We start from the raw sequence: 15,509 nt of genomic DNA on the forward strand, positions 1-15,509 counted from the left end.
ATGCAGCTCTCCGTCTGGACATATGAAGGCCCGCCCCATGTCGGCGCGATGCGCGTTGCAACTGCGATGGATAAGCTCCACTACGTGCTGCACGCCCCGCAGGGTGACACCTATGCCGATCTGCTTTTCACGATGATTGAGCGGCGCAATAAGCGTCCCCCGGTCACCTACACCACATTCGAAGCGCGCGATCTTGGCAAGGATACTGCCGAGCTGTTCCAGGAGGCTGCGCGCGATGCTGCTGAGCGGTTCAGACCGCAGGCGATGATTGTGGGCGCATCTTGCACGGCGGAGCTGATCCAAGATGACCCGGCTGGCCTTGCCGAAGCGATGGACCTGCCCTGCCCCGCTATCCCGCTTGAGCTGCCGAGCTACCAGCGCAAGGAAAACTGGGGCGCTGCTGAAACCTTCTATCAGATTGTTCGCGGGTTGGCGGATAAGGATATCGTGCGCGAACCGCGTGAAGGCCCCAATGGCAAACGGCGCGCGCGCGCCAATATCCTTGGCCCAACCGCGCTTGGCTTCCGCCACCGCGATGACCTCGTTGAAATCAAGAAAATCCTCGAAAAACTCGATGTTGATGTAAACCTTGTCGCCCCGTTGGGCGCAACCCCACATGACATCACACGGATCGGCGCTGCCGATTTCAATATCTCCCTTTATCCCGAAATAGCAGATGAAGCGGCCCGCTGGCTCGAACGCACGTTCAAGCAGCCCACGGTCCGCTCAATCCCTATCGGCGTGGGCGCCACACGCGCTTTCATTGCCGACGTCGCCGAGCTGGCAAGTGCAGATCCCACGCTTGCCCTCGGCGACACCCTTTCCCGCATGCCATGGTGGAGCCGCAGCGTCGATTCGACCTATCTCACCGGCAAACGCGTCTTCATCTTTGGCGATGCGACACATGCTGTCGCTGCCGCCCGGATCGCTCGTGATGAGCTTGGTTTCGAAGTGTGCGGCCTTGGCTGCTACAACCGCGAATTCGCTCGCGATGTGCGGGCAGAGGCGAAAGAGCACGGACTCGAAGCGCTGATCACCGACGATCATCTCGAGGTCGAAGAAGCGATTGCAGCCGCGTCGCCCGAGCTGGTGCTGGGCACGCAGATGGAACGGCACATCGCCAAACGCCTTGGCCTGCCCTGCGCAGTGATTTCATCACCTGTCCACGTGCAGGATTTCCCCGCGCGTCATTCGCCTCAGATGGGTTTTGAAGGCGCGAATGTGATCTTTGACACGTGGGTGCACCCACTGGTGATGGGGCTTGAAGAGCACCTCCTCACCATGTTCCGTGAGGACTTTGAGTTCTCCGATGAAGCGGGCGCCTCGCACCACGCGGCGCATTCGCCCAAGACGCCTGCGACACTATCCGAAGTCGTACCCGAGGCGCATCCCGAACCCGAAGTAACCGCGCTCGATGCCGCTGTCTGGACCGATGAAGCCGCGCGCGAACTCAAGAAAATACCGTTCTTCGTGCGCGGAAAAGCGCGCCGGAATACGGAAAGCTTCGCCGCCGAACAGGGCCGCGCTCCAATCGATCTCGAAACGCTTTACGATGCGAAGGCGCATTATGCGCGATAGTGAGCGCCCTGCCCCTCCTGCCCTGCGCAGCAAGGCGCCCGTCAGGGTGGCGATCATAACGCTCGACAACCATCTGAAAGGCGCCGCTGAACGCGCGGGCGAAACCCTTTCAAAAGATAATATTGATCTGACGCTCCACGCCGCGGCCGATTGGGACCGCGATGGCGTGCATCTCGACGCAGCCAAAGCCGCCATTGCCGAGGCTGATATCGTCATCGCGACCATGCTGTTCCTCGATGACCATGTGCGCGCCATCCTGCCCGCATTGGAAGAGCGCCGCGAAAATTGCGATGCGATGCTCGGCCTCATGTCGGCGGGCGAAATCGTCAAACTGACGCGGCTGGGCGGTTATCGCATGGATGCACCGGCCAAAGGTCCGCTGGCGCTTTTGAAGAAGCTGCGCGGATCGAAAAAACAGGGCGCATCATCGGGTGCTGGCCAGATGAAGATGCTGCGCCGCCTGCCCAAGATCCTCAAATTCATACCCGGCACCGCGCAGGACGTGCGCGCCTATTTCCTCACGCTGCAATACTGGCTTGCGGGGTCGGATGAGAACGTCGTCGCGATGGTTCGCGCGCTCATTGATCGGTATGCCGGTGGTGAGCGGATGGCCCGGCGCGGCATCACCAAGGCAGAGCCACCCCGCGAATACCCTGAAACCGGCGTCTATCATCCGCGCACCACTCAGCGCATTTCCGAAGGGCTTCGCCTGCTCCCTCCCGCGAAGGGAAAGAACGGCACTGTCGGTCTGATCCTGCTGCGGTCTTACCTGCTTGGCCACGACAGCGGTCACTATGACGGCGCGATTGCCGCATTCGAAGAAGCTGGCCTCAATGTGATGCCCGTCTTCGCAAGCGGTCTCGATGCGCGTCCGGCGATTGAGAAATTCTTCCGCGACAAGCACGGTAAGCCGAGCGTCGATGCAATCGTGAACCTAACAGGTTTCAGCCTCGTAGGCGGTCCTGCGTACAACGATGCGTCCGCCGCGAGCGAGGTTTTGGGCGATTTCGACGTGCCTTATCTCGCAGCGCACGCGCTGGAATTCCAGACGATTGAGGAATGGCGCGGACGTGATCAGGGGCTTCTCCCGATTGAAGCCACCATGATGGTCGCGTTACCCGAACTCGACGGATCAAGCGTGCCGAGCGTCTTTGGCGGAAGAGCCGGTGCTGGCGGCGGCGAATGCACAGGATGTGACCGCCATTGCGAGCGACCAGAGACAAAGGGTGTGCGCGCCATGCAGGGCTGTCCTGAACGCGCCGAGGCTCTCGCCGCTCGCGTCACAAAACTCATCGCATTGCGCCGTTCGGAGCGCGCAGCTCGCAAGCTCGCCATTGTCCTGTTTAACTTCCCGCCCAATGCAGGCGCGACGGGCAGCGCGGCATTCCTTTCCGTGTTTGAATCGCTGCACGCAACGCTCAAACGGCTCGCTGCTGAAGGATACAGTGTCGATGTCCCCGAAAGCGTTGACGCGTTGCGTGACACACTCCTCAAGGGCAATTCGGAACGCTTCGGATCCGATGCCAATGTCGCAGCGCGCATTCCGGCAGATGAGCATGTCCGCCGCGAAACGCACCTTGCCGAAATCGAGGAGCACTGGGGACCTGCCCCGGGAAAAGCGCAATCGGATGGCTCGCACATTCAAGTCCTCGGCGCTGAATTCGGGAATGTCTTTGTCGGCGTTCAACCCGCGTTCGGCTATGAGGGCGACCCAATGCGGCTTCTCTTCGAAGGCCGCTTTGCGCCCACCCATGCATTCAGCGCGTTCTATCGCTGGATCCGCGAAGACTTTGGCGCGCACTCGGTGCTGCATTTTGGCACGCATGGCGCGCTCGAATTCATGCCGGGTAAGCAGGTGGGCATGTCGGGTGATTGCTGGCCGGACAGGCTGATTGGCGATCTGCCCAACTACTATCTTTATGCTGCGAACAATCCGTCCGAAGGGATGCTTGCAAAACGGCGGTCTGCGGCAACGCTTGTAAGCTATATGACGCCGCCGCTCGCGCAGGCAGGACTCTACAAGGGCCTTACTGAACTGAAAGAAGGCGTTGAGCGCTGGCGCACATCGAGCGACGCGCAGGAAAGCGCTGATCTGGCTGAATTGATAGCCGATCAATGCGACGCGCTTGATATCGAATGCGGCGACATTTCGGATCTTTCCGCACAGCTTTATGAGATTGAGCAATCGCTGATCCCGCATGGGCTCCATGTCCTGGGACAAAACCCGCAAGGCGCTGATCGCGAGGATATGCTCGATGCCATGTTCGAGGCGGCTGAAGCGGCTGGCGAGTTACCCGCGCGCGACGAACTGGCGGCGAAACTCGATGCAAGCGATGAACTGGGCTCGCTCATTCACGCGCTAGATGGCGGCTACGTCCAGCCCGCGCCTGGCGGCGATATCGTCGCTAACGCTGATGTCCTGCCCACGGGTCGCAACATCCATGGGTTTGACCCCTTCCGCGTTCCATCTGCCTATGCCTGCATGCAGGGCCGCGATCAGGCCGAAAAGTTGATCGCGCGGCATGTCGAAAGCGGTGATCCCTTCCCCGAGAGCATTGCGATGGTGCTGTGGGGCACGGACAATATGAAGACCGAAGGCGTCCAGATCGCACAGGCGATGACGCTTATCGGTGCCAAGCCCCGCCGTGATGCCTATGGTCGACTGTGCGGGGCGGAATTGATCCCGATCGCTGATCTCGGACGCCCGCGCATTGACGTGGTGATGACGCTTTCGGGCATTTTCCGCGATCTGCTGCCCTTGCAAACCCGGATGCTGGCCGAAGCTGCACTGCTTGCTGCGAAAGCGGATGAGCCGCTTGAGCAAAATTTCGTGCGCAAGCACTCGCTCGCTCATGCTGAACAACACGGCTGCGATGTGGAAACCTCGGCCTTGCGTGTCTTTTCCAATGCCGAAGGGTCATACGGCGCGAACGTCAATCAGATGATCGATGGCGGCGTATGGGCGGACCCGGACGAACTCGCCAACGCTTTCGAGGTGAATAAAGGCTATGCTTACGGAGTGAACGGCAAACCGGTGCAGCAACGCGAATTGCTGCAGAGCGCACTCGGCACGGTCGATTTCACCTATCAGAATCTGGAAAGCATCGAACTCGGCATCAACGATGTTGATCAATATGTTGACGGTCTTGGCGGCGTGTCCCGCTCGATTGCGAAGGCTAAAGGCGAAGAGGCTCCCGTCTACATCCTAGATGCGACGCGCGGCAAAAACGCCAAGGTGCGCACTCTATCCGAACAGATCGATCTCGAAGCGCGCACCCGCACGCTCAACCCCAAATGGTTCGAAGGAATGCTCGATCACGGTTTCGAAGGCGTACGCGCCATCGAAGGGCATGTGACAAGCACGCTCGGATGGTCGGCGACGACGGGCCAGGTGAAGCCTTGGGTTTACCAGCAAATTTCCGAAACGTTCGTGCTCGATCAGGACATGCGCCGCCGCCTGTCCGAGCTCAATCCGAAAGCCTCCGCTCGCGTTGCGGGCCGCTTGCTCGAAGCGTGTGACCGGCAGCTTTGGGCGCCGGATGATGAGACACTCGCCGCACTTCGCGAAGCTAATGATGAACTCGAAGACCGCCTCGAAGGCGTGTTCGCGAGTGAGGGATAAACAAGGGATCGCCAAACCGATGAATTTGCAAACGCCAAAATCGAGCTTCAGCAAAGCGGATGGAGAAGGCTCCGTTCAGGTCCAATTGGACCCGCGCGATCAGATCAAAGGCGCGAAAGTCTTTGCCGTCTATGGCAAAGGCGGGATCGGGAAATCGACCACGTCTTCGAACCTGTCGGCTGCTTTTTCAAAGCTTGGCCACCGGGTCCTGCAAATCGGCTGCGATCCCAAGCATGACAGCACTTTCACGCTCACCAAAAAGCTGATGCCGACTGTGATCGACGTGCTCGAAACGGTTGAATTCCATAGCGAAGAGCTACGCCCGGACGATTACATGTTCGAAGGGTATAACGGCGTCATGTGCGTTGAGGCCGGCGGCCCTCCTGCGGGCACAGGCTGCGGCGGATATGTCGTGGGGCAGACGGTCAAGCTCCTCAAACAACATCACCTTTTGGAAGACACCGACGTCGTTATTTTCGATGTGCTCGGCGATGTGGTGTGCGGCGGATTTGCCGCGCCCTTGCAACATGCAGAGCGCGCACTTGTGGTTGCCGCAAACGATTTCGACAGCATCTTTGCAATGAACCGGATCGTCGCTGCTATCGGAGCGAAATCGAAGAATTACGACGTGCGTCTTGCAGGCGTTGTCGCCAATCGCAGCCGCGAAACCGACGAGATTGACCGCTTCTGCGACAAGATCGGGATGCAGCGCCTTGCGCACTTCCGCGATGTAGATGCGATCCGCCGCTCGCGCCTCAAAAAATGCACTCTGTTCGAAATGGGCGATGACCCTGAAGTGGTCGCGGCCCAGGACGAATATCTGCGCCTTGCAGCAATGCTGTGGGCAGGCGTCGATCCGACCACGGCAGCGCCGATGAAAGACCGCGACATTTTCGACTTTTTGGGGTTTGAATGATGGCCACACGCGTATCTGACACACCATACACCGCGCAGCGCGAAAGACTTGCGACCTATTTCGACAGCACAGCGAAACAGGCGTGGATCGATCTCACATCGGACACCAAAGTCAGCGGCATCCGCGCAACCGTTCGCGCGGGACGAGATGACATGCGCGCGACTTTGATGAGCTGGCTGCCATCTGATCTACGCCGCACGCGCGTTCTTGATGCGGGCTGCGGAACGGGCGCTTTGGCTGTGGCCGCGGCGTGCCGGGGCGCGGATGTCACCGCCGTCGATGTGGCAGAAGGCCTCGTCGAAGTCGCTCGCAAACGCGCGCAGGGTTTCGTTGGCCATGGCAAGGTTCGCTGGCGGGCTGGCGATATGCTTGATCCCGCCTATGGCGAATTTGCACATACGGTCGCGATGGACTCGCTAATCCACTATTCGCCTGAAGATCTGGTGGAATCCCTTACAAAGCTTGCTCAGCGCACGGCGCAATCAATCCTCTTCACATTCGCCCCGCACACTCGTCTTCTGGGCGCGATGCACACGGTTGGAAAAGCCTTTCCAAAGGGCGACAGGTCACCCGCGATCGTGCCCGTACCAGAGGCTGAATTGCGTGCTAGTCTTTCAACACTCGATGGCTGGTCAATCGGGCGCAGCGAGCGGATTTCTTCCGGCTTCTACACGAGCCAAGCGATGGAGCTTGTCAGGCAGAAATGAGCACACGGCCTCGCCCTCCCTCCCCTCTGATGCAGCTTAGCCTGCGTTGGCTCCCGTTTGCCGATGCGGCAAGCGCGGATCTGCCATTGGGGCGGCTGTTGAGGCTTGCGCTGTTTCAAGTGAGCGTCGGGATGGCAGCAGTGCTGCTCAACGGGACGCTCAACCGGGTGATGATCGTTGAACTGAGTGTGCCCGCGTGGATTGTCGCGCTGCTGATCGCAGTGCCGCTGCTGGTCGCGCCATTCCGCGCGCTCATCGGACATAAATCAGACACGCACCGCTCGGTGCTCGGATGGAGACGCGTTCCTTACATCTGGATGGGCACGATGCTGCAATTTGGCGGTCTTGCGATCATGCCGTTTGCGCTGCTCTTGCTGGAAGAACCAGCCAAACAGACGGTGGGCATAGTTGCAGCTATGGCGGCCTTCCTGATGACGGGTGCTGGCTTTCACATCACGCAGACAGCTGGTCTCGCGCTCGCAAGCGATCTTGCACCCGAAGACAAACGTCCACGCGCAGTTGCGCTGCTTTATGTCATGCTGCTTGTCGGGATGATGTTCAGCGCATTCGTAATTGGCGGGTTGCTGATCGATTTCAGCCCAACGCGGCTTGTACAGGTTATCCAAGGTGCAGCTGTGCTGACGATGGCGCTCAATATCGCAGCGCTATGGAAGCAGGAAGCGCGCAACAAGGCCGCAACCGCTCCCGATCGCGAAACGCCCGATTTTGGCGATCTTTGGCGCGCGTTTGTGCGCGATGGCCGCAATGCACGGCTCCTTACAGCGATCGGCATTGGCGCGGCGGGCTTTGCGATGCAGGATGCCTTGCTTGAGCCTTATGGCGGCGAGATTCTGGGGCTGTCAGTTGGCGCGACCACCGGGCTGACAGGCGCATGGGCCTTGGGCGCTTTGGTCGGTTTCCTGATTTCCGGGCGTTCGCTTGCACGCGGCGGTGATCCGCTGCGGATTGCAGGAAGCGGGCTGGTGCTCGGCATAAATGCCTTTCTGCTGGTGCTGTTTGCCGCACCATTCGGATCGAGTGCGATGCTCTTTGCAGGCAGCATTACCATCGGCCTTGGCCTCGGATTGTTCTCGGTTGGCACGCTGATCGAGGCCATGAACCTTGCCAAATCCGAAACTTCGGGCCTCGCCCTTGGCGCATGGGGCGCGGTGCAGGCGACGTGTGCTGGCGCGGGCATTGCGCTCGGCGGAGCGATCCGTGACGGCACTGCTGCTATCGCGATGAGCGGGGACCTTTCCTCAGCCATTGCCACCCGCGCGACCGGGTACAGCGTCGTCTACATATTTGAAATTTTGCTGCTTCTTGCAGCGCTCGCCGCGATCGGACCACTAGTTGGTCGGCATCGCACCACAACCACCGATACCGGGGATAGCGCAGACCAGCCGTTCGGCCTGCGTGAGTTTCCGACATGATGCGGCCTAAGGGATCAGCCGCCCTTACTTTGGAAAGGACCGTATAATGAGAACCGCCTATATCGTGGGTACATTCGACGTCGCAGAGCTGGCGTTTTTCCTGTTTTTCTTCTTCTTCATCGCTCTGGTGCTCTACCTAGCGCGGGAAAGCCGCCGCGAAGGCTATCCACTCGAAGATGAAGTCACGGGCCGCGTGGAAAGCATGCCGCTTCTCAACGTGGGCGACAAAAAGACCTTCAAATTGCCACATGGCCGCGGGGTCTATGTCCCCGAGGATGAGCCGCGCGATGAGCTCAGCAAGGTCGGCAATATCCCTGCCCAGCGCACTTTCAGCGGCGGCGGCGCACCATGGGAGCCAACAGGCAATCCGATGAAGGATGGCATGGGTCCTGCTGCCTTCACTCAGCGCCAGGATTATCCAGACCTAACCTTTGATGGCCGCAACCGGATTGTGCCGATTGGCCTGAGCCATGAGATCGAGATTGCCCCTGGCGATCCAGACATCGTCGGTTGGCCGGTAATTGGCGCGGACAAGAAGGTGGCGGGCAAAGTGTCCGACATCTGGGTTGACCAATCAGAGCACCTCATTCGCTATCTCGAGGTCGAAACCAATGCAGGCGACAAGGTGCTGGCACCGATGTTTGTCGCAGTTGTCGGCGGCAAGGGCCTGTTGTCCGGCATCTGGCCTGACAAGCCCGATGAGGTTGAAATCGACGCGATCACATCAGAGCAATTCGCGGACGTCCCGCGGCTTGCCACACCCGGCCAGATCACCCGTCTCGAGGAAGACAAGATCATGGCCTATTATGGCGGCGGATACATGTATGCGACGCCGGAAAGAGCGGAACCGTGGATCTGAATACGTTACCTGGCTCCCAAGCTGACGGGCGCGATCTCGCGTCCTCAGCCGGGGCCAATTCTGCCGCTGAACTGGATCAGCACGGACCAAAGGCACATGGCGATCCGATGGGCACGCCTGCTGTTGATGAGCGTGTTTTGTGGAAGGGACGGCCCGATGCAGCGCTGCTGGCGCGCACGGCTTTCCACACACGCTCTGTCGCGATTTACTTTGCGATCCTGACGGCGCTTGCTTTTGCATTCGGCTCGCTCGAACGGGCTCTGTTCGTTGCTGGACTGGGCGCGTTTGGTATCGGCGTTCTTTATCTGCTGGCGCAGATCAGCGCTCGCACGAGCCTCTATATCCTGACCGATGCACGCCTTATCCTGCGGATTGGCATGGCGATCGAGGCACGCATCAACGTGCCTTTGAAACAGGTAAGAGCGGCCAACTTGAAAACGCGCGGTAAGGGTCACGGCGATATCGCTTTGGAGCTCAAGGGCGAGCGGCTCCTCGGCTATTTCCTGCTCTGGCCGCATGTGCGCCCGTTTCGCTTCCAGCACCCGCAGCCAATGCTACGCGCAGTGCCCGATGCAGAAGCAGTGGCCATGAAACTGGCCGAAGCACGCAGCGCCTTTGGCGCGATTGAGCGCAATTTGACTCAGGTCAAGGACGCACCGGTCGCCAAGCCGCAGAACGAACCGGCCGTGTCGGGCCATCGCAGTCCTGACAATAAAACTGGTCTGGAAGGAGCCCCGGCATGATCGTCAAAACCTATGACGAGGACGACGATATCAAAGTCCACCGCGTGCCGCTCATCATGGCGTGCGTGCTGGTCATCAGCACCATCGCGATGACGGCATCGGTAAGCTGGGGCTTTTTCGATGTGGAAGCCGTGCCAAGCGAAGTGCGCGCAGAGGCTGGCACAAAGGAAGTCGCCACGCGGCAAATCCAGTTCTTTGATGCAGAAGGCGGCATGGTGCGGGTTGAGGATGCTGAAACCGGCGCGGTGATTGGCGAATATGACCGCGGCACGGGGGGATTTGTGCGCCAGACCGCCCGCGCGCTCGTTCACCAGCGCCGCATTCGCGGGATCGGGGCAGAGACTGGTTTTGAGCTGATCGAATGGGACGACGGCGCGCTGACCCTGCTCGATCCGGCAACCGACAAGTCGATCGAACTTGCCTCTTTCGGGCCGGACAATCGCAAGATTTTTGCAGATATGCTGCACGCTGATCTGCCCACAGCCACTTTGTCACAAAAGGGAGCGAACTGATGGCGGACGCGATAGCTAAGGGATCGGCTATCCATGCGCGGCAATTTGAAACGCGCTGCACGATCACGGTCGAACAAAGCTCTGAGCACTTTCATGCGCATGTCGAACTGCCCGAAGAGATTGAGATGGAGCCGGGCGACAAGGTTCGCGTCCATGGCGATCCGATCTCGATCCCGTTTGGCAGCCGCGAAGTTTTTGAACGCAGCGCCACAGTGACGCGGGCCGGACCTTTAAAACGCCTCGCCATCAAGTGCGCTGCCTACTTCGATCTCGCCGAATTGTACGAGGTCAGCTTTAACGCCGGGAGGATCAAATGAACGCCCATACCGATATCAAAGCATCCGCCAATCAGGAAATGATGACCAGCGAAGAAGCGATGGCGTTGGCGACGCAGGACACGATCCTGACCCCCCGTTTCTACACCACCGATTTCGACGCGCTCGATGCAATTGATGTGTCGCTTGTGCGCGAGGAGTGGGATCAGCTGATCGCCGATATGGTGGGCGATCCCAACAAGAAGCACTTTCGCCACAAGAACGATTTTGCAGGCATTATCGAAGGCCTTGAGCCGGAACTGCGGGCTGAGTTTACCGACTTCCTCGTCAGCTCGATGACTTCGGAGTTTTCGGGTTGCGTTCTCTATGCAGAGATCGCGCGGCGCACGAAGAACCCTGATGTGAAGCAGCTTTTCAAACTGCTTGCCCGCGATGAAAGCCGCCATGCAGGCTTTATCAATGAGAGCCTGAAGGATGCAGGGATCGGCGTTGATCTGGGCTTTCTGACGAAGACCAAGAAGTACACTTACTTCAAACCTAAATTCATCTGGTATGCGGTTTATCTATCTGAAAAAATTGGATATTCACGTTACATTGCGATCTATCGTCACCTTGAAAAGCATCCTGAGAACAAATTTCACCCCATTTTCGACTGGTTCGAGGAATGGTGCAATGATGAGTTTCGCCATGGCGAGGCTTTTGCAATGTTGATGCATGCCGACCCCGACCTTCTGAAGGGGCATAACAAGCTTTGGATCCGGTTCTTCCTCTTGTCGGTCTATGCGACAATGTATGTGCGCGATCACTCACGGCCTGTTTTTCACAAAGCACTGGGCATTGATCCGACCGAATATGACTACAAAGTGTTCGATATCTGCAATCAGATTTCGCGCCAGGTCTATCCGGTCGAACTCGATATCGATAATCCCAAATTCCGTGCCCGCATGGAGGCGCTGCGCCAAGCATCGATCCGCATTGAAGATGGCAAAGCGCAAGGTGGCATTGGCGGGCTTTTGAAGCGCATCAGCGGGATGGCAGGCGCTGGATACAACTTTGCGCGGATGTATTTCCAAACACCCAAGCGCAACGTTTTGCCACAGACGATAAGACTCCAGCCTGCATGGTAAGTTGGGCGGGCCATATTATCCCGTTCATCGTGGCGGTTGCGATCTGGTTTTTCGCCACCGGGCTTATCGCCTGGGCGGACAATCTTGGCCGCGCCACATTTTCGCGCAGCCTCACCATCGGCGGTGTTGGCGGGATAGCCGGATTGCTGGTGATCCTGTTTGCCTCGATGAGCGTTTCGGTGAGCTCGGTTTACCTCGCATTCATCGGCGCGCTGATGGTTTGGGGCTGGCATGAAATTGGTTTTTTGACCGGCGCTTCTGCCGGTCCGCGCCGCGAAGGGGCTGATCCCTCCCTTCGCGGCGCACGTCGTTTCGCGCAGGCAAGCGCCACAGTGCTCCATCACGAAATCACGCTGGCGCTGACGGCCCTGTTGCTGATTTCGCTCTCCTGGAACATGCCCAACCAGATCGGCGCGACGGTGTTTGTGCTGCTGTTTGGCCTGCGCCTGTCTTCGAAGATCAATCTTTATGTTGGTGTCCCCAATTCCTCATCGGAAATGCTGCCCGCACACCTTGCCTATTTGCGCACCTATTTCGGCACCAATCGGATGACAGTTCTGCTCGCCGCATCGGTGATTGCGATTGCCGCGCTTGCCGGATGGTTTGGCAGCCTTGCGCTGTCTGCGCCTGTTGGCTCTGCCGAAATGGTAGGGGCCAGCCTTCTTACGACATTGTGCCTCTTGGGCGCATTGGAACACGTCTTTCTCGCCCTGCCGTTTCGCGATGGAATGCTGTGGGGTTGGGCCTTTTCGCGTCGCAAGACTCATCAGAACTGAACGCATAAGAATTAGAAGCAGAGGGAAACGCCATGGATTACGAAACCTATTTTGCGAAGGAGCTGGACGGCGTTCGCGAAGAAGGTCGCTACCGAGTCTTCACCGATATCAAGCGGCACCGCGGCAAATTCCCGCATGCAACGCGCTTTATCGGCGAGGAAACGCAGGCGGTCACCGTGTGGTGTTCGAACGATTATCTCGGCATGGGCCAGCACCCCACAGTGATCGAGGCGATGCATTCCTGCCTCGATGAATGCGGTGCGGGCGCAGGCGGTACGCGCAACATTTCGGGCACCAATCACTACCATGTCGAACTGGAAGCCGAGCTTGCCGATCTGCATGGCAAGGAAAGCGCTCTGCTCTTCACCTCGGGCTATGTTTCGAACTGGGCGGGGATTGGCACTCTCGCTGCGAAAATCCCAGGATGCGTGGTGTTTTCCGATGCGCTCAATCACGCGAGCATGATCGAAGGGGTTCGCCATTCGAGAGCGCCCTACAAGATCTGGAAGCACAATGATCCGGAAGACCTAGACCGGATGCTGTCCGATTTCGGCCCCGAAGTTCCGAAGCTCGTCGTTTTTGAAAGCGTCTATTCGATGGATGGCGACATCGCGCCCATCGCCGACATTCTCGACGTGTGCGAGAAGCATGGCGCGCTTTCGTACATCGATGAAGTCCACGCAGTTGGCCTTTACGGCCCACGCGGCGGCGGCATTGCCGAGCGCGAGGGTTTGATGGACCGAATCGATGTTATCGAGGGAACGCTTGGCAAAGCATTCGGCGTGATGGGCGGCTACATTGCTGCTTCTTCCAATCTCGTTGACTTCGTACGCAGCTTTGCGAGCGGGTTTATCTTTTCAACCGCGCTTCCACCTGCAGTGGCAGCGGGCGCTGCGGCGAGCATTCGTCATCTCAAGCACAGCAATGACGAACGCGATCTGCAAAAGGATCGGGTGGAGCAAGTGCGCCGTCAGCTCGATATCGTTGGCATCCCGCATCTTCCCAATCCCAGCCACATCATCCCGGTGATGGTGGGGGATGCGAAGAAGTGCAAAATGATCAGCGACTGGCTGATGGACAATCACGGCATCTACGTGCAGCCGATCAATTATCCGACCGTGCCTGTAGGGACAGAGCGGCTTCGGCTGACGCCTTCACCCGTGCATGACGATGGCGATATCGACCGCCTGATTGCCGCACTTAGCGAAATCTGGAGCCAGTGCGAGCTAGCTCGCGGCAAGATGGCGGCCTGATAGCAAAGGGTTTCTCCGGCGAGGCTCAGAGCCCGCTCCCACCCAGATACAAAAAGGGCGGCAAGGTCATCCCTTGCCGCCCTTTTCTTGTCTCGAAAGACCGTCTGTTTAGAGGCTTGCCTCAGCAAACAGTTCCTCAAACGCTTTGCCAGCAAGACCGGGGTGGGTCACAGCTTTGGCAGCTTCGAGGTTGGCTTCCATGCCTTCGCCTTCAACGACGATCAGGCCGATCATGCCAGCTGCATAGTGCGGGTTGCACTTGTAGCCGTAAATGCCCGGTGCCGGGACGACATAGGACACTTCTTCGTTGATCGCGCCCTGCCATCCGGTGACGCCGGCTGGGATCATTTCGTCGATTGATTGCGACTGGTGGGTCGGATCGGTTGGTTTGAAAACGATCGTGTCGCCAACTTTCGCGCGAACGAGGCCGGGCTTGAACACCTGGCGGCCCGTGTCGGGATCGCGTGTGAGCATTTCAACTTCGATGATGGTGCCGTTGGCTTCGGCTGCAGGAACAGCTTCGACTTCTTCGGCAGGCGCTTCTGCTGTGGTTTCTTCTTCGGCGGGCGCTTCTGCTGCGTCATCAGCTGCAGGCGCTTCTTGTGCACCGCCACCGCATGCGGAAAGCGCGATAAGGCTGGTTGCAGCCACTGCGCCCAAAAGAACATTACGCTTCATAAAAAAATTCCCTTGTTGAAATACTTTATCTTCCCGCGACACAGCGCCTCTAAACGGTTTTGGACGCTATGGAAAGCGGGACCCTTCGATGAAAAGCACAGGCAAACGCTTTGTTCCCTTCCCCCTCGGTTAAAAGCGAGAGAGGCACGGCGCACAGTGCAGGCGCAGAGACCAGGTGTTTGCGTAAATCCATCGCCCGTCTAAAGGGATGCCCATGGATACATTAAACCCAAAACCAAAGACGCCGCGCCACGCGCGCTGGGCATTTTATCTGGCACTGCTTTTGCCGGTCTATTTCGCAATCGCTGCGTTTGGCACGAAATTCGGGCTGTGGAGCTGGCAGACGGGCCTGATGTCGCTGACATTTGGGGCTGGCATGTTTCTGGTGCCGATCGTGGCAGGTCTTGCTCTACTTTCGCTGTTGCTTGTGGTGATCAGGAAGCCGCGCAAGGGGTGGATCTGGCCGGTTCTGGGCATGGCGATCCCGGCAGCTTTTGCCCTTTTCGCGGTTATTGCGCGCAGCAATGCGGCAGGCCATCCCATCCATGACGTGGCAACCGATACGGGCAATCCACCCGTGTTTTCCGAGCAGACCATGCTGGCGCGCGAAGAAGCTGGCGCCAATCCGGTGAGCGATTATCAAACGCCTTTGGGTGAGCTATCGACGTTTGAAGGCATTGCACCGGAAATGGCAATCCAAAGCCACGCTCAGGTCATCACCGAATACTACGCCAATCTGGCACCGCTTCCGCTTGGCAGTGCCAGTCGCAAGGATGCGATTGCAGCCGTGGCTGCGGCGATGGACGATATGGGGATGGAAAACATCCGCACGGACATTGATGCGGGCCGCGTTGAAGGTGTGGCAGAGACATTCTGGTTCGGCTTCAAGGATGATGTGGTGGCGCGTGTTGGCGACACCCAGATTGATTTTCGATCGGTGAGCCGCGTTGGGCGCAGCGATCTGGGTGCCAATTCTAAGCGGATCAAGGCCTTGCGCGAAGCAACTGCCGCTCGCATTGGGCAGCGGTAA

General features: G+C 58.6%; 14 protein-coding genes. 13 read left to right on the forward strand and 1 reads right to left on the reverse strand.

What is annotated here, in order from left to right:
• From bchB to hemA, 12 genes are read left to right on the forward strand one after another with little or no spacing between them, the layout of a single operon-like run.
• Entirely contained in the window at positions 1-1,578 is a 1,578-nt protein-coding gene (gene bchB / locus AUC45_RS06130; protein WP_067599879.1) for a ferredoxin:protochlorophyllide reductase (ATP-dependent) subunit B, read from the forward strand.
• On the forward strand, positions 1,568-5,200 hold the full coding sequence (locus AUC45_RS06135; RefSeq protein ID WP_067599882.1) for a magnesium chelatase subunit H: 3,633 nt from the start codon (positions 1,568-1,570) through the stop codon (positions 5,198-5,200). Before bchB ends, AUC45_RS06135 begins: the two co-directional genes overlap by 11 nt.
• Positions 5,201-5,219: 19 nt before the next feature.
• Positions 5,220-6,116, forward strand: coding sequence for a ferredoxin:protochlorophyllide reductase (ATP-dependent) iron-sulfur ATP-binding protein (gene bchL / locus AUC45_RS06140; protein ID WP_067599885.1), 897 nt, complete (start codon positions 5,220-5,222; stop codon positions 6,114-6,116).
• Positions 6,116-6,823 carry a magnesium protoporphyrin IX methyltransferase gene (gene bchM / locus AUC45_RS06145; RefSeq protein WP_067603590.1) on the forward strand — a complete coding sequence of 236 codons (708 nt, stop codon included), beginning with the start codon at positions 6,116-6,118 and terminating at the stop codon, positions 6,821-6,823. The genes bchL and bchM overlap by 1 nt, the downstream gene beginning before the upstream one ends.
• Positions 6,820-8,256 carry a BCD family MFS transporter gene (locus AUC45_RS06150; protein ID WP_067599888.1) on the forward strand — a complete coding sequence of 479 codons (1,437 nt, stop codon included), beginning with the start codon at positions 6,820-6,822 and terminating at the stop codon, positions 8,254-8,256. Before bchM ends, AUC45_RS06150 begins: the two co-directional genes overlap by 4 nt.
• A gap of 46 nt (positions 8,257-8,302) precedes the next feature.
• Positions 8,303-9,115, forward strand: coding sequence for a photosynthetic reaction center subunit H (gene puhA, locus AUC45_RS06155; RefSeq protein ID WP_067599891.1), 813 nt, complete (start codon positions 8,303-8,305; stop codon positions 9,113-9,115).
• Complete coding sequence (gene puhB / locus AUC45_RS06160) at positions 9,106-9,858, forward strand: photosynthetic complex putative assembly protein PuhB (RefSeq protein WP_233998554.1); 753 nt, start codon at positions 9,106-9,108, stop codon at positions 9,856-9,858. Before puhA ends, puhB begins: the two co-directional genes overlap by 10 nt.
• Entirely contained in the window at positions 9,855-10,370 is a 516-nt protein-coding gene (gene puhC, locus AUC45_RS06165; RefSeq protein WP_067599895.1) for a photosynthetic complex assembly protein PuhC, read from the forward strand. Before puhB ends, puhC begins: the two co-directional genes overlap by 4 nt.
• Positions 10,370-10,687, forward strand: a complete 318-nt coding sequence (locus AUC45_RS06170; RefSeq protein ID WP_067599897.1) for a hypothetical protein — start codon at positions 10,370-10,372, stop codon at positions 10,685-10,687. Before puhC ends, AUC45_RS06170 begins: the two co-directional genes overlap by 1 nt.
• Complete coding sequence (acsF, locus tag AUC45_RS06175) at positions 10,684-11,772, forward strand: magnesium-protoporphyrin IX monomethyl ester (oxidative) cyclase (RefSeq protein ID WP_067599900.1); 1,089 nt, start codon at positions 10,684-10,686, stop codon at positions 11,770-11,772. Before AUC45_RS06170 ends, acsF begins: the two co-directional genes overlap by 4 nt.
• Complete coding sequence (puhE, locus tag AUC45_RS06180) at positions 11,766-12,548, forward strand: putative photosynthetic complex assembly protein PuhE (RefSeq protein WP_067599903.1); 783 nt, start codon at positions 11,766-11,768, stop codon at positions 12,546-12,548. Before acsF ends, puhE begins: the two co-directional genes overlap by 7 nt.
• A gap of 32 nt (positions 12,549-12,580) precedes the next feature.
• Entirely contained in the window at positions 12,581-13,801 is a 1,221-nt protein-coding gene (gene hemA, locus AUC45_RS06185; protein ID WP_067599905.1) for a 5-aminolevulinate synthase, read from the forward strand.
• Positions 13,802-13,909: 108 nt separating this feature from the next.
• Here hemA and AUC45_RS06190 read toward each other — a convergent pair whose 3' ends face one another.
• The gene (locus AUC45_RS06190; protein ID WP_082701001.1) at positions 13,910-14,479 is read right to left on the reverse strand and encodes a pseudoazurin; all 570 of its coding nucleotides are present in this window, start codon (positions 14,477-14,479) and stop codon (positions 13,910-13,912) included.
• Between the two features lie 214 nt (positions 14,480-14,693).
• Between AUC45_RS06190 and AUC45_RS06195 the strand changes: the two genes are divergently transcribed.
• On the forward strand, positions 14,694-15,509 hold the full coding sequence (locus tag AUC45_RS06195; RefSeq protein ID WP_067599908.1) for a DUF1499 domain-containing protein: 816 nt from the start codon (positions 14,694-14,696) through the stop codon (positions 15,507-15,509).

It is taken from the genome of Erythrobacter sp. YT30, from assembly GCF_001542875.1.
GTDB lineage: Bacteria > Pseudomonadota > Alphaproteobacteria > Sphingomonadales > Sphingomonadaceae > Erythrobacter.